The following is a 25,411-nucleotide window of genomic DNA, read 5'->3' as shown; positions in this document are numbered from 1 at the left end:
ATTTGGTATTTAATCTAAAAATATAAGAATTGATAATACTTTATAAATTGTGAAGCACTTTTCACTATTTTGCTTCACAAAATATCATAATCGCCAATTAATAGCATTTATACATTGTATTTCTATGTGTAAAAGAATCATTTTAGATAAAAATAAAGTTATAAGTTATAGTTAAGATAAAACAGTTTTTATTATCAACTTAATACTTAAATATATTTAATAAAAGGTGGTGAAATAATGAAAAAAGTAAATATATTTACTACTTTAATATTATCTTTAATTATTATTTGTACTTTTTCTTTTATCCCTATAAATGCTCTAGCTTCTGATGATTTAGAACTTAATTGGTATTTTGTAAATAGAGAAAAAGGGAAAACTCCAGAACCACCTAAAGAGTCTGTTGGCTTTTTTAGTGACTTTGGCGCTTACTATGTAGGTGATACAAACTCTAAAATATTATACCTAACTTTTGATGAAGGTTATGAGAATGGTAATACTCCAAAGATTTTAGACATTTTAAAAGATGAACAAGTTCCTGCTGCATTTTTTGTAGTTAAACCTTATATAAAAGAGCAACCTGATATAGTTAAAAGAATGGTAGATGAAGGACATCTAGTTTGTAATCACACATCACATCATCCATCCATGGCCAGTATTTTAGATAATGAGAAGTTTACTAGAGAATTTACTGAAGTAGAAGATGAATTTAAAGCTTTAACTTCACAAGATATGCCTAAATTTTTTAGACCTCCAATGGGTAAGTATTCTAAAAATTCCTTAAAGAAAACTCAAGATTTAGGATACAAAACAATATTTTGGAGTTTTGCTTATAAAGATTGGCTTGTTAATAAGCAACCTGAAGAATCTGCTGCAATAAAGAAAATAGTAAATGGAGCTCATCCAGGTTCTATAATATTATTACACGCTGTTTCTGATACAAACACTAAAATATTAAAAACTGTAATTCAGGAACTTAAATCTCAAGGATATGAATTTAAATCTTTAAATGAATTACCCTAAAAAAGTATAGTCTCTTTTGAGACTATACTTTTTTAGGGTATATTATATCTTCAACTACATTTATAATATTACACTTTTTAACATAAGAGTTATTAAGTATAGTTTTACATTTATTTTCTATTTCATTACAAATTTCTTCTTCTCTTAAGAAGTTTAAATTAACTTTCACATTAATTATAGAACTTTCTATTGCTGAGTGTAATAAGATAGTTGCAACTCCAGCATCAGAAATTAAATTTTTATTACCATATCTAACTGCAAATTCAATATTATCATAAAACTTAATACATTCTTCTGCTAATAATAAAGGTGTTTTCATTGCCTTTATTGTATTTTCTTTAATTTTTTCTTTTCTTAATGCAATCTCCTCTTCACTATCCTTAGGTAATTTATAGCTATCCATTAAGTTCAAAAAGTCTTTTCTATCTTGTTCCATATAATTTTGAAATTTATCAGTAAATTCCTTAGCTTCTTTTTGTAATTGAAGCATCTTATTTTTCTCTGAATTATTCAATTTTTCAAATGCCTTTTTATCTACTGTTAGTGAATAAACCATAGAATTTAATGAACTAGCTAAGGCAGCTACTAATGCTGCAACACTTCCGCCTCCTGGTGAAGGTGCATCTGAAGATAATTCTTCTATAAATTTATCTATACTATACTCTTTAAATAACATAATTAACCTCTCTTACTTAATATTAAATCATAAACTTTTAGTATTTCTCTTGTTATTTTGTCTTTAGAAAATCTTGATATACATTCATTTCTTATATCTTCTGGATTATAAGAGTTTATATTTGCCATTATATATTTCATTGCATTTCCTAATTCATCAATATCATCAACCTTAACTATTAATCCATTTTTAGGATTTATGATATCTTCTGCACCACCATTATAAGTTCCTATAATAGGTTTTCCTGATGCTAAAGCTTCAATATAAACAACTCCAAATGTTTCATATCTTGATGCTAAAACAAAGGAATCACATATGCTCATATAATGTGAAACTTCTTTTCTAGACAAAGCTCCTAGAAAGTCTACTTGATTTTCTATTTTTAACTCTTCACATAACTTAATTAAGAAATCTTTTTGACTTCCATCTCCACCTACTAACAACTTAGAATTTGTTCCTTTAAAATATTTAGCGTATGATCTTATAAGTGTATCTATTCCCTTTTCACCTTCTAAAAATGCTAAAGAAAAAAAAGTGAATTTTTCGTTTTTAGTATTACTTATATAGAAGTTTTCCATAGGTATTAAATTATGTATAATATTTATATCTTTTCTTCCACAAAACTCTGACATTTCTTTTTTTAATCCACTTCCTACAGCTATAAGTATATCTGCTTCAGAATAAGACTTTTTTATTAAAGGCTTATAACTATCCTTAATGTACACAGCTTTTTTCAAAGAAGAATGTTCTGTTATTATTAGTGGGATATTATACTTTTTAGAAATATAATTAGCACTTATCCCCGCCCAAAATGAAGATTGGCAATGTATTATATCTACTTTGCCTTCTCTTTTTATTATTTCTTTATATAACTTTTCTAATCTTCTATTAAATACTTTAAACATCATAGGATTCTTAGGAAGGTAATTAAAGTTTTTATATCTATATGTTTTTAATCCTTCCTCAATCTCATAATTTAAGCCATTTTTTTCTTTTATCTTAAAAGCTAATGTCAATGGCCAAATTTCATTATAAGCAATAGTAATTTTGATTCCACATTCTTGAAGGGCTAGTGCCTGCTCTTTAAAAAAACTTCCATGAACCGGATTTCTTTTATTATGATACCATGATGGTATAAACATAATATGCATAGCTACTCCCCCTTTAAAATAGAATTTAATTTTTTCGATATATTTTCCCACTCATACTCCTTAATTGGATTTGAGTTGTTTCCACTTAATATTTTTTCCGATAACTCTACAATTTTTTTTGAAATATCTTTGGAATTATTTAAGGCTATATTACATTTATCTAAGTTTTTCACTACATCTATTATAGGATCTTTTTCATCACCTAAAACAACTAATACATATCCATTACATCCAAAATAATCATATATTTTTGCTGGTATTTGTTTTGAATTCTTGTTACCAAAAAGTAATAATATGTCTGCATTAATCATATATCCCAAAGCTTCTCTATATGGTATTCTATTTGATACTTTTACATTACTTATTTTAGATAAGTCATATTTAACATCTTCATCATCTATATTCCCAAAAAAAAGTATATTTAAATTTTCATATAGATTATTATCATCTAAATTAAGTTTATTTACCGCTTCAATAAAAGGTCTTACATCTCTAAGCTTCGAAAAAATCTCTCCAGTATAAACTATATTTATCTTTTTCTTATCTATTAATTTGGGATTTTCTTTTTCCTTTATATCAAAATATGTTTTTTCATCATAACCTCTTGTAATAGTATAAGTATCTTCCTTTTTTATATTGTAAGTTTCAATATAATCATCTCTATTAGCTTTTGTTACAAATATATATTTATCTGCTAAATTAATTACATTTTTTTCATATCTTTTCTCAAAGTTTCTTCTTATAAAGTTTGAGTCTTCTCGTGTAGAATCCTTAAGCCAAGGATCACTCCAGTATGTTATCCATTTAAGGTTTGGAAATTTCTTTTTAATCTTATATGCACATATATGACTTGATGGTGGCTCATGCATAGAAAACATAACATCAAATGCTTCTTTTTCCATAAGTTTAATTCCATATTCACTAGCTTTAAATGCCCAATATAAATACATGTCTGGTACTGCTAATATTTTTTTTACTGTTCTTAAAGCACTCTTAATTTTGACTTTTCCTATAGTAGTATTAGTCTCTGACATTTCTTTATATTTTTTTGGCATAATTGCTTCAAATAACTTTCCACCTGATATTATATGTAAATTAATTTTCTTATCTAACATATTAAATATATATTCATCATAATAAATTGAATTTGAAGGAAAGTTCACTGTTAATAAATGAATATTATTATCTTCAATCCTTGCTAAATTATTTAAATATTGAAGAGTTTCAATTGATGCTGAATTATTAATCAAAGGTGAATAACATGCAATAAATAATATTTTCATTTTCTTAATTTAACCCTCCTTCTTAAATTTCATCTTTATCATATTTAAAGCTTCATTAAATTCTTCTATTTTTAGAATCTTACACATAATCATAAATATTACAGCTCCAAGGCTTCCATCAGTTAAAATAATAATAAAAGAATTTTCTATACTTAACAAACTATTTATAAAATAGAGAATTAAAATCATTAATGTTGAACTTAATATGATTTTACTAATTTTTATAATAACTTCACTTATATTAAAACTTCCAACTACTTCTTTAGTTGAATTTAGGAGTAATAAAGCTATCACTAATGATGATACAGATGTTGCTATAGCTATACCTAGAACCCCCATATATTTAGATAAAATAATGCTTAAAGCTATATTTATTACAACACCAATTATTCCATTAATTGTAGTAACCTTTGTTTTCTTCATTGAAAATAGTGATGAATTTAAAATATCTCTTATTCCTGCAAAAGGTAGCTGCAAAGAATATCCAAATAAAGCCATGGAAGTTAGAACAACAGCACTTGAATCAAACTTCCCTCTTTCATAAAATACTGTAACTATTTCTTTACTTAAAAATAACATTCCAAAAGTTATTGGAATTAAAAATAAGCAAATTATTATTATTGATTTAGTTAAGTATTTTATAAATCCTTGCTTATCACCAGCATTTAGCCTATTTGCCATTAAAGGATAAATTACTGAGACTATTGATGTTGTTATTGCTGTATTAGCAAATGTAACTATCCTTTGTGAATACTCTAAAGATGCCATTGCACCAGTATTTAATCCTGATGCTAAACTTTTATCTACAAGCATATTTATTGAATTGGCTCCAGCTCCAACTATAACAGGAAGTATCAAAATTATCATACTTCTAAGTTTTTCATCTCTTAAATCTATATATAATTTAAATCTATAACCTTGCTTATATAATGAAGGAATTTGAACTAATACCCTAAGTAAATTTCCTAGAACGTTAGCAATTGTTAATCCTATAATGCTCACTTCAGCAAAAAAAACTAGATATACTATTATTGGAATATTAAAAAATAGTCCTAATAATGATGGAACAATAAAGTCTTCGCATACCTGCAATATAGAGGCAAAGCAGGCATTAACACATAATAGAATTATATTTATTAAAGTTATTCTAGTTAAAAATATAGTTAGTTCAATTTGCTCTTTAGTAAACTTAGGTACAAATATATTAACAATCTCCTTTGTAAATATTAAACCTAATACAATTACAACTATTGATAATATACTTAAGATAGTCACAACGTTATTTGAAAACTTAAACATCTCATCTTTATTTTTATTATGTCTAATTTCACTAAGTATTGGTATAAATGTTGTTGATATTGCAAGCCCAACTATCATAAATACTGATTCAGGAATTGCAACTGAGGCAACATATATATCATAAGATCCTTCTACTCCAAAATGATATGCAGCTAACATATCTCTACCAAAACCTATTACTCTGCTTAATATAGTCATAAGCATTACTATGAAAGTTGCTTTGAAAATCGTATTTTTACTCATATATCACCTTTTTGTTTTTAGCAACAAGTAGTAAAAATTTAGGAATACTACCAAGCCTCTTTATTCTCCAAGGTTCCCTTGAAACTCTATATAACCACTCCAGCCCAATTTTTATCATCCATTTGGGAGCTCTATTAACTTTTTCTGCAATTACATCAAAGCTCCCACCAACACCCATGAATATTTTACATGGTAATTCTTCCATATATCTTACTATAAATTGTTCTTGTCTTGGGCACCCCATGGCTACGAAAATTGCATATGGTTTTTTTTCTTTTATATCTTTTATTATTTCATCTGCTTTATTTATATCAAAAAATCCATTTCTATAGCCTACAATATTTATCTTAGGATATTTAACCATCAAATTTGCAACGCAAGCATTAAGACTTTCATCATTTGTTCCAAGCAAATAAATCTTCTTATTTTCTTTTGAACATTTTTTTATTATTTCCTTCATTAAATCTATACCTGCTATTTTTTCTTCAACAGGAGTTTTTAAATACTTAGCTGCAATTTGAAGACCAACTCCATCTGGTATTATAAATGCTTTATCAGACTTAAAATTATTTAATAACTCATCATTATAAAGACCTGTATATAGTACTTCTGGATTTCCAGACACTATATGAACCTTTTCAAAACTATCAATATATTTTAATGCACTAGATAACTTATTTCTATATACTTTATATCCTAATACATCAATAAAATTATTATCTTTCATTTTCTCTCCTTAATAATGCATAAGTAAATTTATTCATAAATATAATACCACAATTGTTAAATTTTGCGAAGCAATCTTTTAAGTTCACAGTTCACAACGCACAGTGCACATTTGTAAAAAATAACGAAGCAAGCTTCTTAAGTAACAGGTATCAAGTAACAGAGAACGAGCTCAATTATAGTCTACTGCACTTAACTAAGTTTTTAATTTCCCTCACCAATTATTTTTTACCAATAACTTAATTCATTATTAATTTAAATTCTTAATATAAGTTGGCGAAGATAAATAGACGGTGAAATAAGCATATAGCGAGAAACTATAAGTACTTGGTGAAGGAAGAACTACTATGCCTTAGTGTTGTTGGTTTGTCTGAGCGCAGCGAGTTTAACCAAAACTCTTGCATAGTAGTTCTCCCAGCCTAGTACTTCTTTGCGTAGCTATTTAGCTTATGAAACATATCTATTTATCGTAGCCTTTATATTCGCAATTTAAATCTATTTATTTAACATTTTTTCTAAGTCTTTCACTATTTCATCTTCAGAATTTATTTTCTTAGCTATATCTAAATGTAATTTAGCTTCTTCTAAATTATTTAAATTCATATAGCACATAACAATATTTGTACAAATTTCTACTTCCTTCGTGGCCTCAAAGGCTTTTTTAAAGTATTTAATTGCACTTTCAAAATCATTTATACATGCATAGTTTATTCCAAGTTCAACCACTACTTCATATATTCCGCTTTCTCTTTCTAAGCTTTCATTTAAGTAATAAATAGCTTTTTCATAATTTTCAAGCTTTCTATAAGCAACCCCCAAATAATAGTATATTAATGGGTTGTCATCAAACTTTTCTAAAAGTTCAATTAGTAACTTTATGGTTTTAATAGGATCATCATTTAAATGTTCTATTGCAACTTCATAATTTGAAATATTAGTAATATCCTCAATTAATATATTCACATCTTCTGTTCTTTTTCCACCATTGTTTAAATATTCATTAATTGCAACTTTTGCTCCTTTAAAATCTTTATCATCCTTTAATATTAATGATTTATAAAGATAAGCTTCTGGAATCTTTAATATATTTTTTTCACAATACTCTATGTCTTGTAATAATATCTCTTTAAATGCACTATCTTTCTCTCTTAAGCTCTCACCTACTAATAAAAGTTTTCTCATAATATCAATATCTTTTGAGTATTTATAGAATCCCTTTAAAAGTAAATAAGCATCTATTAACTTATCATCATTTATCTTCTTAGAAATTATACTTTTTATACAATTTTCTGTATCCTTAATATAAGTTAATATTAATTCATAATCCTCATTAAATCTTAGATTTTCATCTGCTCCTATAGCAAAAAACATTCCTTCTATAAAATAATATATAGGCAAATTTTTAATTTTAACTTCATTATTAACATTTGATGTTATGTATTCTGGGGAAATAGGTAAATATAAATCTTTATTTTTAAAATCTACATAGCTAGGAATATTTATACTTTCCTTAAATCCCTTTTGGTCCATTTCTAAAAACAATAATTTACCTAATTTTTCTTTAAATTCTGCATTATAATCCAATACATATACCTCCTTAAAAATAGCTTTATTATAAATAATACTACATATTTCAATAGCTTTAAAGTTTTATATTTTTAGATATTAAATAAAGGTAAGCTATTTAATATAATAACTTACCTTATTTATCTTAACTGATTATTTTTTTATAATTTAATCTCTTTAGTTTAATTTAGTATTAATTAAATTTACTACTTCATTTTTAAACTTTTCTAATTGTTCTTCTGAATCTTTTAAACTACTTCCTTCTACTGCAACATAAGCTTTCATTTTTGGCTCTGTTCCTGAAGGTCTTACTACAAACCACGCACCATTTTCTAAAACAAACTTTAAAACATTTGATTTTGGAAGATTAATTTCCTTTTTACTTCCAGTAGCCATATCTTCTTCAACACTTAGCTTATAGTCATATTTAGTAATTATCTTAACTCCATTAACTTCAACAAGCTTTTCATTTCTTAAAGAATCAATACAATTAGATATTTTTTCGCTTCCTTCTTTTCCTTTTAACTCGAAAGATACTAGAGTTTCCTTAAAGTATCCATACTTTTCATATAATTCTACTAAACCATCAAAAAGGCTCTTACCTTTTTCTTTATAGAATAAAGTCATTTCTGCTATTAACATAGCTGCTATTACAGCATCCTTATCTCTAACAAAATCTCCTGCTAAATATCCATAACTTTCTTCGAAACCAAAAAGATAAGTTTTATTTTTATTAACTTCAAATCCTTGTATTTTTTCACCAATATATTTAAATCCAGTTAGAACTTCTATTAATTCAACATTATATGCTTCAGCAATTTTCTTAGTTCCATCTGTAGTTACTATTGTTTTAATTATAACTCCATCTTCTGATAACTTTCCTTCTTCTTTTAAAGCATCTAAAATATATTGAGTTAATAATAATCCTGTTTGATTTCCTGTTAATACCCTATATTCACCTTCACTATCTTTTACAACAACTCCAATTCTATCAGCATCTGGATCTGTTGCAAAAATAACATCTGGGTTTTCTGTTTTAGCCATTTCTAATGCTAACTTAAATACTGCTGGTTCTTCTGGATTTGGATATGATGCAGTTGGAAAGTTTCCATCTGGCATTTCTTGTTCCTTAACTACGCATACGCCTGTATATCCAAGTTCCTTAAGAACTCTTCTTACTGGCATATTTCCAGATCCATGTATTGGTGTATATATAACTTTTAAATCATTTGCCTTTTCTTTTACTAGTTCTTTTCTAATAGTTAAACTCTTTACAGAATCAATATAAGCTTTATCTAGTTCTTCACAAGTATATACCAATAATTCTTTTTCTAAAGCTTCTTCTTCTTTCATAGTATTTATTTCATCAAAATTACCTATTTTGTTAACTTCATTTATTATTATATTTGCCTTTTCATCAGTAACTTGACCACCAAATTCATCATATACTTTATAACCATTATACTCTTTTGGATTATGTGAAGCTGTAACAACAATTCCTCCAGTACAATTTAAGTATCTTACTGCAAAAGAAAGCATTGGAGTTGGCCTTAAATCTTCATATAAATATACTTTGATATTGTTTGCACAAAGAGTTAAAGCTGCAGCTTTTGAAAACTCTTTTGACATATTTCTTGAATCATATGCTATTGCCACTGATGGATTTTCAAAACTTTTATTTAAATAATTTGCAAAACCTTGAGTAGCTTTAGATACAGTATATATATTCATTCTGTTACTTCCAGCACCAATTATCCCTCTAAGTCCACCTGTACCAAATTCAAGATCTTTATAAAATCTATCTTCAATTTCATTTTCATCCTTTATTGATCTTAATTCATCTTTCATCTTTTCATCAACTATCTTTGACTCTAACCAATCATTATATTTTTCTCTATATAACATGCTACCCCTCCTAAAACTAATAATCAGGTAATATTATACACTAAAGATTTTGATTATGGAATAAAAAAATATAAAGAGATAAAACATTGTATCTCTTTACATTTTTCGAGGTATTTTTTGTTTATTTATGACTATTTTCTTCTTCTATTTCTTCCATATCATCGCTTACAGTTTTTCTTTCATAAGTTACTGAAGCTATTACAGTCTCTAAATCATCAATTATTGAAAGCTCAGAAGCAACTTCCAAATCACCGACCCTATAAACATATCCATTATTACTATCATTAATATTTATATCTATATGCTTTGGTAATGTATCAGCTGTACATTCAACTTTTATACTTCCTCTTTCTTTTTGTAATACCATTCCCCTTTTATTTAAGTTATTTTCTCCTACATAGTGAATAGGAACAGAGGATATAATTTTTTGATTTTGTTCTAATTCTTCTAAGTCTAGATGAATTATTTTATGTGATACAGGATCTCTTTGAAGATCTTTTATTAATGCCTTATGACTACTACTGCCATCTAGTTCAAAATTTAAAACTCCATGTTCACCAGTTTTAGAAATTTCTCTACAAAGATCTAATTCTCCTACTTCAAACATGAAGTCCTTAGAATTTTTTCCATATAATATTCCTGGCACCTTCCCTGTTCTTCTTAACTTCTTAGCATTGTTTGGTATATTTGCTTCTCTCTTATTTAAGTTTAAGCTATTCAAGATAATTCCTCCTAATTAACAAGATTCTCTTTAAATATTCTTGTCACAAATGCTATTTTTTATTCAAATTTCACTTAATTACATATTTCTTTTAATATTGCTTAGTATTTTATTGCATAGTTGAAGCTAATAAAATATAATATTAATGTTTGTATAAAACTTATTGATTAATCAATAATATTTATAAGAGAGAAGGTGTTCTAATTGTATAAATTAAATCAAGCTGAAACTCCTCTTTTTGATGCTCTTAAAGAATATGTAAATAGAGATACTCTTCCATTTCATGTTCCTGGACACAAAAAAGGAGTAGGTATAGACAAAGAATTTAAGGATTTTATAGGTGAAAATCCATTTAAAATAGATGTTACGGTCTTTAAATTAGTTGATAGTTTACATCATCCAACAGGACCTATAAAAAAAGCTCAGGAATTAGTAGCTGATGCTTATAATTCACATTCGTCATTTTTTTCTATTCATGGTACATCAGGTGCTATACAAGCTATGATACTTTCTGTAGTTAATGATGGAGATAAAATAATAATTCCTAGAAATGTACATAAATCAGTAACTTCTGGTATTATTCTAAGTGGTGCTATTCCTATTTTTATGGAGCCTGAAATTGATAAAAAACTCGGAATTGCTCACGGGGTAACTCCTGAGACAGTTGAAAAAACTCTTAAAGAAAATAAAGATGCTAAAGCTGTATTAATTATAAATCCTACTTATTATGGTGTAGCAACAGATATAAAGAAAATTGCTGATATAGTTCATAGCTATGACATACCTTTAATAGTGGATGAAGCTCATGGACCTCATTTAGCTTTTTCAGAAAAGTTACCTATGTCTGCTTTAGAAGCAGGCGCTGACATATGTGCTCAAAGTACCCATAAAATAATTGGATCTTTAACTCAAGGATCTTTATTGCATGTTAAAAGTAAATATGTTAATCCTACAAGAGTTCAACAAATTTTAAATTTAATGCAAACAACCTCCCCTTCTTACATATTGATGGCTTCTTTAGATTGTGCTAGAAGACAAATTGCATTAGAAGGAAGGAGTTTACTTGAAAAAGCTATAGAACTTTGCAAATATACTAGGGATGAAATAAATAAAATTCCTGGATTCTATTGTTTTGGGGAAGAAGTTCTTGGAAAACCTGGTTCTTATTCTTTTGATTCTACAAAACTTACTATATCTTCAAGAGAACTTGGAATTACCGGCTTTGAACTTGATATGATTTTAGCAGATAAGTATCATATACAAATGGAATTATCCGATTTTTATAATGTACTTGCAGTTGGTTCTTTTGGAGATACCAAAGAAGGCATGGATAGATTATTATCTGCCCTTAAAGAAATATCAAATGATTACTATGGTAAAAGAGAACCTATTCAAGACTTTTTAGATATTCCTACAATACCTAGAAAAATTCTTAACCCAAGAGAAGCTTTTTATAGTAATAAAACTTCAATTTCTTTAAAAGATAGTATAGGAAAAATTTCAGGTGAGTTTTTACTTGCATATCCACCAGGAATTCCAGTACTTTGTCCAGGTGAGGAAATAACACAAGAAATTGTTGATTATGTTCATGACTTAAAGAGGGCTAATCTTTATGTTCAAGGGACGGAAGATTTAACTGTTGAAAATATTAAAATAGTTACAAAATAAGCTTTAAAATTATATTATTAATATAAATATAAAACTTATATTATAAGGGGATGTCTACGACATCCCCTTATAATCCTAAATATTCTTCTAATGTTAAATCACTATCTTTAAAATTTATACTATGATCTACTCCAATATATCTAAAATGCCAAGATTCATGCATGTATCCCGTCTTCCATTCTTTGCCTTCTGGATATCTTAGAATAAATCCATATTTATAACTATTACTTTTTAACCATTTTGCTTCATCAGTATATTTAAAATCTTCTTCTGCCCAAAGATATCTATCTAAACCTCCAATATCAAAAGCCAGTCCTGTCTGATGTTCGCTAAAACCCGCTTTTGCAGAAAATGTATCTGTAGGATCTTGTCCGTAATTTGAAACATAGTTCCAATATAATATATTTTGACTCCAATAGCTTCTATAAGTCGAAAAAGCATTAAGGTATATTCCTTCTTTTGCTGCATCTGCTTTCATATTTTCAAAAGCTTGTCTCGCTTCAGCACTTTCGCCAGGTAAAAAACTATCAGGTAATCCAAATTCTTTATTTACAATCAATATTCCATTTATATATTTTGGTTCTCTTAAACTAGAATCTTCATTTGATTTTTGTTCATAAGTTTCTTTTATTTTTCTTTCGCTAGCAACTTTTTTTGTTTCACTTATATAATTACTTAATAAATTTAAAGTTTCCTTTGCTTGTTTATATTTTTCTTTGCTAAATAATTGATTGTATTCATTTGTGTATTCATTAACCTTATTCATTTCTTCTTCAGTAAAATTATTAATATTGTCACTATTTACATCATTGAATATATTTTCAAGTTCTATTTGATTAGCTGCACTTAAATCACTTATAACTGATTTTAATGTAGAAATTAAACTTTCAACTTCTTCGCTAACTCCATTTGACAGTTTTTCATCTATTACATCAATAGATTCACTTATTTCTTGTAGTTTATCATCTGATGCATATAAATTACTGAAATTCTCCTTAATTTTCTTATAGTCTTCTATAAAACTCATTTTATTATTAAAACGTTCACTTGCCTTTGCTTCTATTTGCAATAAATTAATATGCTTTAATTTAATAGGGGTATAAACAACTCCACCTATAACTATTCCAAAAATAATTAATGCTATAATTCTTCTTTTTAACATTTGTTTTTTTCTTTTCGATTTACTTTTTGTCAAAGCTTATCCCTCCATTACTATTTAGCATTATAACAAAAATTATTTATAGTTAAAATATATTTTTATTATAAAATCTAGATAATATTTCATTAGTTTTAAATTTAATTATATATTTAATAATTAATAACAAAAATATAAACTTATTGATATTTTATAAATATATCAATCTACTTAATTTATATATTATAACTTTAATAATGACTTTATTTTATTTCTTAAATTTTTATCTAATGAATATTCACTTAAATAATAAAGTTTACTGTTTATATCATCATCTTTTTGATTTAAAGTATAATATGTTATAGCCGCATCTACTCTTAGATAGTCATCAACTTTATCCATTCGTACACTTTTAGGATCATTTTCTTCAATAGCTGTTATTTCTTCTAAGTTAAGAGTATTTTTACCCATAGCTAGTGATTTTAAAAAGTTTAAATGCCCATTTGTAAACCTTTCTGCAGCATTTATTAAATGTTTTAAAGTTTTATAAGCATTTTCTATTTCTCCACTTTTTATAAAACTTTTATAAAAATGTTGGATAAGGCCAATTACTTGATTATTTTCTTTAATTTGAGACATAAAACCTAAAATTATAATCTTGTTTTCATCGTTAAAAGCAATCAAATTATTCATTATTGAATTTACTATTTCATCAGTCTTAGTATTTTCACTTGCTAACTTGCATAATAAATTTGTAGCCTTAAGATTCAAATTAGAATTTCTTTGAGATATTCTTTGTAATACAGCTACAGCATCTTCCTTAAAACTATAAATTATCATTAGAACAGAGTTTTCAACAATTATAGTCCATTCCCCAATATCATCATATTTGTCTATGAATCTACTTGGTCTGTGTATTCTACCATTTAAATAGTTTGGCAACTCATTTAAATATTCTTTACCAATATTATTAGCGGCTTCTCTTGCTGCTATTTTTACCTTATCGAAATCATCATATACTTCAATTACTTTTAAAATTTCATTTAAAAGTAATTCTTCAATTTCTTCTTTTGTTAGTTTAACTTCTTCTTTTATATTTATATCCTCTTTATCTTCATATGCTTCTACTTCTTTTTTTTCATAAACTTCTTCATTAGATTCATCATTAACTCTATTATCAACTTTTTTTAAACTTTCTAATTTTTCTTCAAATTCATATTCATAATATTCATCATACTCATCTTCATTAGATTTTCTTTTAATTTTTTTAAAGATATCAAATATTCCCACAGTTATTCTCCTTCCAGTCAATATCACTTATAATATCTATTCCATATTTCTCTAAAAGAGTAGCCGTCAAACCTTTTCCCTTTATTTTTGTTCCATTAAAGTTACCATCATAAACATAATTAACTCCACATGATGGACTTCCTTCTTTTAAAATCGCCTTATTTATATTACTTAACTTAGCTATATGTAAAGTTTCATATGCACCCTTTAAGAATTCTTTAGTAACATCTATATTTTCTTTAGTTATAATTTTATCCTTACCATTTAAGATTCCTTCTGAGCTACCTTTTATTTCTGCAGGAGTTCTTGGTGTATGGAGTCCCCCTAGTTCTTCAGGACATACTAATATAGCCTTACCTTCTTTGAAAAGCTCTAAGCATTTATTATTTAAGTTATTACCTCCACTATATTTACAATTAACTCCACATAAACAACTACTTATAAGATACATATCACACCTCTTTTCTTATATAATTATAACATAAAAAAAGACTCTGAAACATGAGTCTCTTTTTATCTTAATAGTATTTTAATTATTATTTTATTTAAGAATTGCTATTGTAACTCCATCTCCACCTTCACCATACTCACCTAATCTATAACTCTTTACATGTGGGTGTCTTTTTAACATATCATTTATAGCTTTTCTTAAAATTCCTGTTCCTTTTCCATGTACTATTGTTACCTCTCCTAAATTAGCCATATAAGCTTCATCTAAATATTTATCTGCTTTGTAGCAAGCTTCTTCTGCATCCATCCCTCTTAAGTCAACTCTGCTATCTATTGATTTCAAGTTTAGCTTAAGTTCTCTTTTTTTCTTTTCTTTTTTTACTGGTTTATCATTAACTTTTCTCAAATCCTTTAATTTAACATTTATTTTCATTATACCTGCTTCTACTTGAACTTCTCCTTTTGAATCAGGCATTGAAATTATTATTACATTTTGATTTAACGAAGGAAGATATGCATCCATTCCCAAAATTACCTTTTCAATGGCTTCTCCTGTATTTTCTCTTGTTTTATATAATGAATTTTCCTTTTTTTCTAAGCTATCTTTAAGTTTTTTTCTTTCTTCTTCTAGTCTAGCCCTACCACCTTGAGCAATTCCAAGCTTTTCGAGTTCTCTCATCGCCTTTAATATTTCATCTGCCTCGTCTTTTGCTTTAGCTATAATATCTTTTGCCTCTCTTCTAGCATCATTATAAGCTTTATCTCTAACTTCTTCTAACTTTTTAAGCTTATCATCATACTTCTTTTTAAAGTCTTCTGCTTCTAATTTTATTCTTTTAGCTTCTCTAGCATCTCTATTGGCTAAAATGCTTTTTTCTTGAAGATCTCTTATTAAATCTTCAAATTGAAGGTTTTCTGAAGAAATGTTACTTTTAGCCTTATTTATTACTTCATCTTGAAGCCCTAGCCTTTTTGAGATTTCAAATGCATTTGATTTTCCCGGAATACCTATTAAAAGCCTATACGTAGGCCTTAATGTTTCAACATCAAATTCAACAGATGCATTCTCAATACCAGGTGTCCTTAATGCATATCCTTTTAATTCACTATAATGTGTTGTAGCAATTAATCTTGCTTCTTTTTCTCTTAATGTGTCTATTATAGCTATTGCTAATGCTGCACCCTCAACCGGATCAGTACCTGAACCTAATTCATCAAATAAAACTAGTGAGTTCTTATCTGCTTCCTTCATTATTTTTACTATATTAGTCATATGAGATGAAAAAGTGGATAAAGATTGCTCTATACTTTGCTCATCACCTATATCAGCAAATATCTTTGTGAAAAAGCTTATAGTTGAAGCATCTTTTGCTGGTATTAAAAGTCCACTAAGTCCCATTAAATGTAATAATCCTACAGTTTTTAATGTTACTGTCTTACCTCCAGTATTAGGACCAGTAATCATTAATGTATTAAACTCATTTCCTAAATAAATATCAGAAGGGACAACTATTTTAGGATCAATTAAAGGATGTCTTCCATGAATTATATCAAAACTTCTATCTTCATTAACATCTGGACAAACAGCATTTAAACTAGAAGCATATTTTCCTTTTGCAAATATAAAATCTAGCTCTGTAAGAATTTTATAATTAGATTCCACAGTTTCAATATTTTCATAAACCCTATTAGATAAATCCATTAATATTCTTTCGATCTCTGCTTTTTCTTTAAGCTTAAGTTCCTTTATTTCATTATTTAAATTAACAAGACTCATAGGTTCTATAAATAATGTTGCTCCAGTTGAGCTTTGATCATGTACAAGTCCTGGAACTGCTCCCTTATATTCAGCCTTTACGGGTAAAACATATCTATCTCCCCTCATTGTATATAAGGCATCTTGAAGGTACTTTGCATTGGATCTTACAATTGAATTTATTTTATCTCTTACAGAAGAATTTTTTTCCTTTAAATTTCTTCTTATTCCATTTAATGTACTACTTGCTCTATCACTTATTTCCTCTTCAGAAATTATAGAAATTTCTATAATTTCTTCAAGACTTTTAATAGGAGTTAATATATATGCTAAATCTTCTAGAGTTATATGAGGAACTTCATCTTCTCTTCTAGATATATATTCCTTAAATCTTCTTGAACATTTTAACATACCGCCAATTCTTAGCAATTGTCCGGCTGATAATACTCCTCCTTTTTTAGCTCTTTCTATTCCCTCTCTAACATCAAATAATCCTTCAAAAGGAGGATTTCCTTTTGTTATTAATAAATCTAATGCTTCGTTACTTTCCTTAAGTTTATTTTTAACTTCAAATACAGTGTCGTAAGGTCTAAGATTATTTATAATTTCTTTTCCACCATATGTTACTGCATATTCTTTTAGTTTTTCTTTTATCTTATTAAATTCTAACACTCTAAGAGTTCTTTCTTCCATAATATCTCCTCTTCATTACTCTAACTTTTAATTTTGTTTAATAAATTAGATATTTCTCTATTAAAATTATTATAGTTATACGTAACTAATACTACTGAAATCAACACATATAAATAATTTATAAGTGAAAATGTATTAATTGCAATCTTATTATCATTTTCTTTAATTAATATAGCTAATAAAAATAATGTTACTCCTATTGCAATCATTATAATTTGTTTTTTCCAAAAATCTTTTATTAACTTAATACCTTCTCTTCTATATTCAATAATAGCATTTACTATTTTAGCATTATTTGCAAACTTTCTACTTCTTAATATAGCTAGTAAATTTAATAATATTACTCCTAAAAGTAAATACCTATGTAATATAATGCTCATGTTTTCTCTCCTACTCTATCCCTCTTCTATAATGACCTTTTGTATAAGTATTAGTATTAACTTTTTCCTCTCCTCTTATCATTCTTAATACTTTTTTTACCTCATTTGAATTTTCATCTCTAAATTCAACTCTAAAGGAATTTATTCCAAGATTTTTTAAATCATCTTTTTCTTCAATAAGATTCAATGGATAAGGATTTAAAATATAGCTTCTGCAGAAAATATCAGTCATTACTCTAAATTTTTCATTCATTCTATCTATTAGTGTAAACTCATCTCTTGTACATGCTAAATTACAATCCTTACACGATGATTTTTCACCAAAAGTACTTCCAATAGGACAATATTCACTTATCATAAGCTCAGTTTTGCCATATATTATTCCTTGTACATTCCCCCTATTTCCTTTTAGCATATTTTTAATTTCTTTCCTATTAAGCTCTAAACTTAGTGTAGGAATATCAATTTCATTTTGATAAAACTTTAAAGCTTCTGAATTTATTATATTAAGTTTATAATCACCTATTATCATCATTTCATCTTGATAATTACGAATTATCCCAACATTAACAGTCACTATCCCTTTAATATATTCTTTTACCTTTTCTATTATATTTATTACATTATTAAATTCACTCTTAATTATATTTGGAACCTTTAAATATATATTAAGTTCCTTATTTTGAGATACTTCTATTAAATCTTTAACATTAATAGCATCTTTATCCCTATTAAACACATCAACTATTATATCCTTAACACCTTCTTCTATTAAAGTATCAAGCTGTTCTCTCGTAATACATTGATATATTATATCTAAACTTATATCATTGCTCTTAATATTATCAATTTTATCTAATTTTTTAGGTCTCTTTCTTCTAAAAGATTTTGTAATAGATTTTTGAACTCCTTCTAAAGCATCTCTTCTCAGGTTATTCAAATCACTAACTCTTATAAATCCATCCTCAAAAGCTTCAAAATTAATTTCATCTATTTTGAAAGCGCTCTCTCCAGATTTACATAGTGAATCTATAACTCTATCTTTTTCTAAAGGTCTTTTTTCTGCCTTTTCAACAACTTCGCCTAAAAATTCATAATTCTTATCATTATATTCTATGCTTATTCTTAATGGTTCTGCAACTTTAAAAGTAACATTTGCTTTTAAGGAAATTTTTCTATTATATGGTTTTATAGAATCCTCTAAAGAATCAAACAGTTTTCTATCTAATGATTTAAATATCTCATCCCCTACCTTATAAGCAATTGGAAATATTTTAACTCTTTCTCCTCTTTTTGCTTCTTTTACTTCTTTTCCATTAGTTATAATTTTATTTATTGAATATCCACTTTCCCTAAACCTAAATCCATCACCTAAAGCAATATCTTCTTTTAAAACTATTTCTCCATTTTTCTCTATTTTTCCTAGAGGTACTCCCGTATTTCTTGGATGTTTAAAACTCATCATATCCATTCCAACATTTTTATGTAAATAAGCCTTAGAGAATCCACCCCTATTAAATAGCTGTAATAATTCTCTTTTTCCTTTGCTAACATTATATTCTGTATTGTATAATTCCTTTTCTACTGCATTTTTATAATTTTCTACTACTCCTGCAACATATTCTGGTCTTTTCATTCTTCCTTCTATTTTCAGTGAATATGTTCCTGAATCTATAATATCTTTCATGTCTTCTATTGTGCATGTATCCTTAGGACTTAAAAGATAAGCCTTTCTTTCTCCAGATGTATTTCCCTTTAATGTATATTCCATTCTGCAAGGCTGAGCGCATCTACCTCTATTTCCACTTCTACCACCTATCATGGAACTCATAAGGCATTGACCTGAGTATGAAATACATAATGCACCATGAACAAATATTTCTGTTTCTATTCCTAAATCTTTAGAAATATATTTAACTTCATCTACAGATAGTTCCCTAGATAAAACTATTCTATGAAAACCTCTTTCTTTAAAAAATAGTGCACCTTCTCCATTATGTATAGTCATTTGTGTAGATGCATGTATTTCAAAATCGGGATAATCTTCTTTTATTCTTTTAAATAATCCTAAATCTTGCAGTATTATTGCATCTACTCCTATTTCATATAAAAAACCTACATATCTAACTGCTTCTTCAATTTCATTTTCTTTTAATATAGTATTTAATGTTACGTAAACCTTAGCTCCATAGCTATGTACATAATCAACAGCTTTTATCATATTATCATTATCAAAATTAGATGCATATGCTCTAGCTGAAAACTTATTTCCACCTAAATAAACCGCATCTGCTCCCTTATTCATTGCCGCTACAAGACTTTCCATGCTCCCAGCTGGAGCTAAAATTTCTACTTTATTCATAAATACTTCTCCTAAACTTTAGTTTATTATGCTTTTATCTTCACTAATTATATATATCACAATTTATAATTTTTTTCTATTGCTAGAAATTAAGTTGTTTTATTTAATATAAAAACAGCTTAATTAACAAAATCAAGCTGCCTTTATAGAAATAATATACTGACTAAACATCTTTTAGTAAAGCATTTCTATGTCTTTTTTCTATTGCTAGCTTTACTTGTGTATCAATTAATTTCTTTTCTAAATCTAATACCTTATATTTTGAATTTTGTAATTGGAATTTTATTTCTTTGTTTCTTTGCTTTAATGATTCCTTTTCTGCCTTTGTCTTTTTAAAATCCTCTTCTATTATCTTACATTCCTCATTAAGTTTAATGAATTTTTCTTTGTACCCCATTTCATTATTTTTCAACAAGTAATTACTTTCTTTTAAATTTTCTAATTCTTTATAATAATTTTCTAATTCTTCTCTTAGTATTGAATTTTCATTTCTTAAAGAATTTATTTCTGACTCTAATGATAATTGCTCATTAATTTTTATTTCCTTAGAAGATATTTCTGTTTCTAAACTTAATATCTTTTCTTTTAAAAGTTTATTTTCCTTCTCTTCTTTTTCAAGAAGCTTAACTTTATTTTTTAATTCTTCATCCTCTAAAATCCTTTTGTTCAATTCATTTATTAATTTGTTTAATTTGTCTATCTCTTTATTACTATTAAACTCAAGGATTTCTGCTTCTTCTCTAATTTCTTTTATTCTTTCTTTTAATGTTATGTTTCTTTCTTCTAGAGAAGTATTTTTTTTCATTAATTCTTCTATTTCTATATCTGCTTTAAATAATTCATCTGCTATATTTAATGAAACAAGTGTAGCTGATGCTGTAGAACTCAACTTCCTATTATTTGCCATAATATCTCTAACTTTTCCATCTACATATTTTACAACTTGTAATAAATACTCTTCATTTTCTCTTCCTTTTAGATTATATTCAATCCCATTTATCTTAATAGTTATAGTATTCATAACACACCTCATTAACATAATAATTATAACTAATATAATTCTAACATAAATATTCCAAAGAATGTATATATAATTATAATATAGTTATAATCTAATTATAAATAAAATAATAAAAGATACTTTAGACTAATAATATTAACTCTAAAGTATCTTTTATTTACTATCTATTATCTTAAAGTTGCACCTAATTTATATTCAAGGCTTCTTAATATCTTATCGTGAACTTTATTTACATCATTATCAGTAAGTGTCTTTTTTTCATCTCTATATGCAATTGCATAAGCTATACTTTTTTTACCCTCTGGTATTTGAGCACCTTTATAAATATCAAATAATTTTACTTTTTCAACTAAGTTTCCACCAGCTTTTTTAATAGTGTCTTCAATTTCTTGTACTAACACTTCATCATTTACCAATAGAGCTATATCTCTTGTAACTGCTGGGAACTTTGGAAGTGGCTTATACTTCTTAGTTGTTTCAGCACCATTAAATAATAAATCTAAATCTAACTCAGCTAAATAGCAATTAACATCAACGCCATAGTTTTCCGAAACATCAGGGTGAACTTCACCTAATACCCCTACTCTTGATTTGCCAATCATTAAAGCAGCAGTTTTACCTGGGTGATAGCTAGGATTTTCAGCTTCACGAGCAAATGTTACTTTATTTAAACCTAAAGATTCAACAATATTTTCTACAACTCCCTTTAAATCTAAATAATCGCAATCTCCATACATACCAATTGTTAAAATATTCTTTTCAGTTGGAAGAACAGTTTCATCTTCGTTTGGTATATATATCTTACCAACCTCAAATAATCTGGCATATTCATTATTTCTTGAATAATTTCTTCCTAAGGATTCCATCATTGAATGAATAGTAGTTGTTCTCATTACAGAATAATCTTCGCCAAGTGGATTTTTAATCTTTACAACATTTCTTAAATCACTATTTTCTGGTAAATTGATTTTATCAAAAACTTTAGGTGATACAAAAGAATAGCTGATGGATTGATTTAATCCACTTCCTATCATAGTATCTATAACTTCTTCAGTTAATATTTCATTTTTATATTTAGGCTCTCTTTCAGTAGATACCTTAAATATTGTTGTTGGAATTTTATCATATCCATATATTCTTGCAACTTCTTCAGCTATATCTTCTTTAATTGCTATATCTATTCTAAATGTTGGTATCTTTATAACCAAATCATCATTTGCAATTTCAGTCTTTAAATCTAAAGAATCAAGATATCTTTTCATATCTTCTTTTGATATCTCTGTTCCTAAGAATTTATTTATCCAATTAGAATCTACTGTAATACTTCCCTCTTCTTTCTTTTGAGTGTATACATCAATAGTTCCTTCCATTACTTCACCACATCCAAGTTCACAAATTAAAGCACAAGCTCTATCTATTGCAAGACTTGCAAGGTTTGGATCTATGTCTTTTTCAAATCTTGATGAACTTTCAGTTCTTAAATTAAGCTTTTTAGAGTTAACTCTTATATTAGTTCCATCAAAGTTTGCACATTCAAATATAACTTCATTTGTATCTTCTTTAATTTCTGAATTTAATCCACCCATTATTCCTGCTAAAGCTATAGTTTTATCTCCATCTTTTATGCATAAGAAACTAGGATCTAACTTTCTTTCAGTTTCATCTAAAGTAACGAAAGTTTCTGCATCTTTAGCTCTTTCTACAACTATTTTCCCGCTTTTAATTTCTCTTGCATCAAAAGCATGCATTGGTTCTCCAAGTTCTAGCATTACAAAGTTAGTTATATCAACTATGCAATTTATAGGTCTAACACCAGCTTCTAATAATCTTTCTTGCATCCAACCTGGTGAAGGCATAACCTTAACATTCTTAACGCCTCTTGCCATATATCTTCTACATAAAGAATCTTTAACTTCAACATTTAATTTATTATTAATATTTTCAGAATTCTTTACTTCATAATTAAAACTTGGCATTTTATAAGATGTATTAAGAGTTGCTGCTGTTTCTCTAGCCATACCAACAATACTTAAACAATCTGGTCTATTTGAAGTTATTTCAAAATCTAATATTGATTTATTAAGACCTAAATACTCTTTTATGTCTATCCCTAGTGGTGCATCTTTAGGTAAGATCATTAAACCATGAACTGGTTCATCTCCAGCTATTCCAAGTTCTTCTTCTGAACAGAACATACCATTAGATACTACTCCTCTAAGCTTACCTTTTTTAATTTCTGTTCCATCCGCTAAAATTGATTTATGAAGAGCAACTGGTACTACATCATCTTCTTTCATATTTGTTGCAGCTGTAACAATTTGAATTTTTTCGGCTGCTCCTATATCAACTTGACAAACATTTAATTTATCAGCATCTGGATGTGCAGTTATTTCAACAATTTTTCCAGTAACTACATTTTTAATTGTATCACCTTGAGTAATAACTTCTTCTACTGCTGATCCTGATAATGTTAATCTATCTCCAAGTTCTTTTGCGTCTATATTCACTTCAACATAATCTTTTAACCAATTAAATGGTACTTTCATCTCTTTTACCTCCTATAATTAAAATTGATTTAAAAATCTCATATCACTTTCGTATAATAGTCTAATATCATCTATTCCATACTTAAGCATAACCATTCTATCAACACCAAATCCGAAGGCAAATCCACTGTAAACTTCTGGGTCTATACCACAATTTCTTAATACTTGTGGATGAACCATACCGCAACCTAAAAGCTCTATCCAGCCACTTCCTTTACATACCCTACATCCTTTGCCTTCACATACAAAGCAAGTTGCATCCATTTCTGCTGAAGGTTCTGTAAATGGGAAATGGTGAGGTCTAAACTTAGTTTTAACCTTATCTCCAAACATCTTTTTTGCAAAAAGCTCTAAAGTTCCTTTTAAATCTGCAAATGTAACTCCTTTATCAATTACAAGTCCTTCCATTTGATAAAATATAGGTGAGTGAGTTGCATCAACTGCATCTGATCTATATACCTTACCTGGAGCTATCATTTTTATTGGTGGAGCTTGATTTTCCATAACTCTAATTTGAACTGGTGAAGTTTGTGTTCTTAATACTAGATTATCATTTATATAAAAAGTATCTTGCTCGCTCCTAGCTGGATGATCCTTTGGAATATTTAAAGCTTCAAAATTGTAATGATCTAATTCTACTTCTGGCCCTTCTTCTACTGTAAATCCCATTGATATAAATATATTTTTCATACTTTCTAAAGTTAAATCCAGAGGATGTCTCTTACCAATTAAATTTTTCTTTCCCGGAAGAGATATATCTATAACTTCTGATGCCAATTTAGCATTTTTTTCTTTTTCCTTAATTTCTCTTGATATTTCTTCAATCTTATCTTCAACTTCTTTTTTTACTACATTTACGAGCTTTCCTACTATTGGTCTTTCTTCTTGAGATAATGATCCCATTCCTCTTAATATAGTAGTTAGCTCTCCTTTTTTACCTAAATATTTTACTCTTATTTCTTCTAACTCTGAGCTAGCATTTACATTTGTTAATTCATTAAATGCATTTTCTTTAATAGCAATTAACTTTTCTTGCATATTTGTTCCTCCTTTTTGATTAAAATAAAAAATGGACATATGTAAATTTACTTATTCCGTTACTTCGCTCCAAGTCAACGCAAACTTACATATGCCCACTTGAAAACTGAAGGAAGAAAATTATAAAAAGTTATATTAAGAATAAACTTTTTATAATTTCCTAAAGAATAAAAAAACTTCGTCCCCTATAAAAGGGACGAAGTGCCGCGTTACCACCCTAATTGGTTATAAAATTTATAATTTCACAACCCAACTCAAATTTAAATAACGATTAAAACCGCTAGAAACTACTGTTAATTTCACTTCTAGGACTCCTGAGGGAACTTCAATATAAACTTCTTTAAAATAGCTTCCAGTCTTAGACTATTTCTCCCTGAAAAGACTTTTATATCTACTTTCTCATTCACTGTCTTTTTATATTTAATTTACAATCTATTATACAAATAAACTTAATTAATTTCAATAGAAATTTTCTATTTATT

General features: G+C 27.2%; 19 protein-coding genes and 1 other annotated feature. Of the genes, 2 read left to right on the top strand and 17 right to left on the bottom strand.

The genetic code is table 11. The annotated features are described in order from the left end of the window. The first annotated feature begins 237 nt into the window (after nt 1-237). On the top strand, nt 238-1,020 hold the full coding sequence (gene pdaA / locus ABDZ60_RS17120; protein WP_016206810.1) for a delta-lactam-biosynthetic de-N-acetylase: 783 nt from the start codon (nt 238-240) through the stop codon (nt 1,018-1,020). A gap of 22 nt (nt 1,021-1,042) precedes the next feature. On the opposite strand, the gene ABDZ60_RS17115 is transcribed toward pdaA, so the two are convergent. The 8 genes from ABDZ60_RS17115 to ABDZ60_RS17080 all read right to left on the bottom strand — a co-directional run bounded on the left by ABDZ60_RS17115 (nt 1,043) and on the right by ABDZ60_RS17080 (nt 10,590). Then, nucleotides 1,043-1,696 carry a cyclodeaminase/cyclohydrolase family protein gene (locus ABDZ60_RS17115; RefSeq protein ID WP_343779778.1) on the bottom strand — a complete coding sequence of 218 codons (654 nt, stop codon included), beginning with the start codon at nt 1,694-1,696 and terminating at the stop codon, nt 1,043-1,045. 2 nt (nt 1,697-1,698) lie between these two features. Beyond that, nucleotides 1,699-2,847: a glycosyltransferase gene (locus ABDZ60_RS17110; RefSeq protein WP_343779777.1), complete on the bottom strand. Its 1,149-nt coding sequence runs from the start codon at nt 2,845-2,847 to the stop codon at nt 1,699-1,701. A gap of 2 nt (nt 2,848-2,849) precedes the next feature. Next, nucleotides 2,850-4,130: a glycosyltransferase gene (locus ABDZ60_RS17105; protein WP_047000413.1), complete on the bottom strand. Its 1,281-nt coding sequence runs from the start codon at nt 4,128-4,130 to the stop codon at nt 2,850-2,852. Between the two features lie 9 nt (nt 4,131-4,139). After that, nucleotides 4,140-5,672: a murein biosynthesis integral membrane protein MurJ gene (gene murJ, locus ABDZ60_RS17100; protein ID WP_343779776.1), complete on the bottom strand. Its 1,533-nt coding sequence runs from the start codon at nt 5,670-5,672 to the stop codon at nt 4,140-4,142. Further along, a complete protein-coding gene (locus ABDZ60_RS17095) occupies nt 5,665-6,399 on the bottom strand; it encodes a WecB/TagA/CpsF family glycosyltransferase (protein ID WP_016206807.1) in 735 nt (244 codons plus the stop codon). Before ABDZ60_RS17095 ends, murJ begins: the two co-directional genes overlap by 8 nt. Nucleotides 6,400-6,893: 494 nt before the next feature. Then, nucleotides 6,894-7,982, bottom strand: coding sequence for a tetratricopeptide repeat protein (locus ABDZ60_RS17090; RefSeq protein WP_425544868.1), 1,089 nt, complete (start codon nt 7,980-7,982; stop codon nt 6,894-6,896). Between the two features lie 159 nt (nt 7,983-8,141). Then, nucleotides 8,142-9,869: a phospho-sugar mutase gene (locus ABDZ60_RS17085; protein WP_343779775.1), complete on the bottom strand. Its 1,728-nt coding sequence runs from the start codon at nt 9,867-9,869 to the stop codon at nt 8,142-8,144. A gap of 121 nt (nt 9,870-9,990) precedes the next feature. Next, complete coding sequence (locus ABDZ60_RS17080) at nt 9,991-10,590, bottom strand: 50S ribosomal protein L25 (protein ID WP_016206805.1); 600 nt, start codon at nt 10,588-10,590, stop codon at nt 9,991-9,993. A gap of 204 nt (nt 10,591-10,794) precedes the next feature. On the opposite strand from ABDZ60_RS17080, the gene ABDZ60_RS17075 reads away from it, so the two are divergent. Continuing rightward, nucleotides 10,795-12,258 (top strand): aminotransferase class I/II-fold pyridoxal phosphate-dependent enzyme, encoded by a 1,464-nt coding sequence (locus tag ABDZ60_RS17075; RefSeq protein ID WP_016206804.1) that lies wholly within the window; start codon nt 10,795-10,797, stop codon nt 12,256-12,258. A 67-nt stretch (nt 12,259-12,325) separates the two neighbouring features. Here the strand turns inward: ABDZ60_RS17075 and ABDZ60_RS17070 are convergent, their stop codons facing one another. The 9 genes from ABDZ60_RS17070 to pheS all read right to left on the bottom strand — a co-directional run bounded on the left by ABDZ60_RS17070 (nt 12,326) and on the right by pheS (nt 24,929). Continuing rightward, entirely contained in the window at nt 12,326-13,453 is a 1,128-nt protein-coding gene (locus tag ABDZ60_RS17070; RefSeq protein ID WP_016206803.1) for a M15 family metallopeptidase, read from the bottom strand. A gap of 183 nt (nt 13,454-13,636) precedes the next feature. Then, nucleotides 13,637-14,683: a hypothetical protein gene (locus tag ABDZ60_RS17065; protein WP_343779773.1), complete on the bottom strand. Its 1,047-nt coding sequence runs from the start codon at nt 14,681-14,683 to the stop codon at nt 13,637-13,639. Next, complete coding sequence (locus tag ABDZ60_RS17060; RefSeq protein ID WP_343779771.1) at nt 14,670-15,134, bottom strand: 2-thiouracil desulfurase family protein; 465 nt, start codon at nt 15,132-15,134, stop codon at nt 14,670-14,672. The genes ABDZ60_RS17065 and ABDZ60_RS17060 overlap by 14 nt, the downstream gene beginning before the upstream one ends. Before the next feature lie 90 nt (nt 15,135-15,224). Continuing rightward, the gene (locus ABDZ60_RS17055; RefSeq protein WP_343779768.1) at nt 15,225-17,582 is read right to left on the bottom strand and encodes an endonuclease MutS2; all 2,358 of its coding nucleotides are present in this window, start codon (nt 17,580-17,582) and stop codon (nt 15,225-15,227) included. A gap of 20 nt (nt 17,583-17,602) precedes the next feature. Then, entirely contained in the window at nt 17,603-17,962 is a 360-nt protein-coding gene (locus ABDZ60_RS17050) for a hypothetical protein (protein WP_016206799.1), read from the bottom strand. A gap of 10 nt (nt 17,963-17,972) precedes the next feature. After that, nucleotides 17,973-20,324 carry a U32 family peptidase gene (locus tag ABDZ60_RS17045; RefSeq protein ID WP_343779767.1) on the bottom strand — a complete coding sequence of 784 codons (2,352 nt, stop codon included), beginning with the start codon at nt 20,322-20,324 and terminating at the stop codon, nt 17,973-17,975. A gap of 163 nt (nt 20,325-20,487) precedes the next feature. Next, entirely contained in the window at nt 20,488-21,345 is an 858-nt protein-coding gene (locus ABDZ60_RS17040; RefSeq protein WP_016206797.1) for a cell division protein ZapA, read from the bottom strand. Nucleotides 21,346-21,512: 167 nt separating this feature from the next. Then, nucleotides 21,513-23,891, bottom strand: coding sequence for a phenylalanine--tRNA ligase subunit beta (pheT, locus tag ABDZ60_RS17035; protein ID WP_343779764.1), 2,379 nt, complete (start codon nt 23,889-23,891; stop codon nt 21,513-21,515). 18 nt (nt 23,892-23,909) lie between these two features. Beyond that, the gene (gene pheS / locus ABDZ60_RS17030) at nt 23,910-24,929 is read right to left on the bottom strand and encodes a phenylalanine--tRNA ligase subunit alpha (protein ID WP_016206795.1); all 1,020 of its coding nucleotides are present in this window, start codon (nt 24,927-24,929) and stop codon (nt 23,910-23,912) included. Between the two features lie 189 nt (nt 24,930-25,118). Continuing rightward, nucleotides 25,119-25,345, bottom strand: a binding site (T-box leader). Between the last annotated feature and the right edge of the window lie 66 nt (nt 25,346-25,411).

It is taken from the genome of Clostridium sartagoforme (genome assembly GCF_039521405.1).
Taxonomy (GTDB): Bacteria; Bacillota; Clostridia; order Clostridiales; family Clostridiaceae; genus Clostridium; species Clostridium sartagoforme.
The sequence above is the reverse complement of the archived record's forward strand: the minus strand, read 5'-3'. Positions and strand labels throughout refer to the sequence as shown.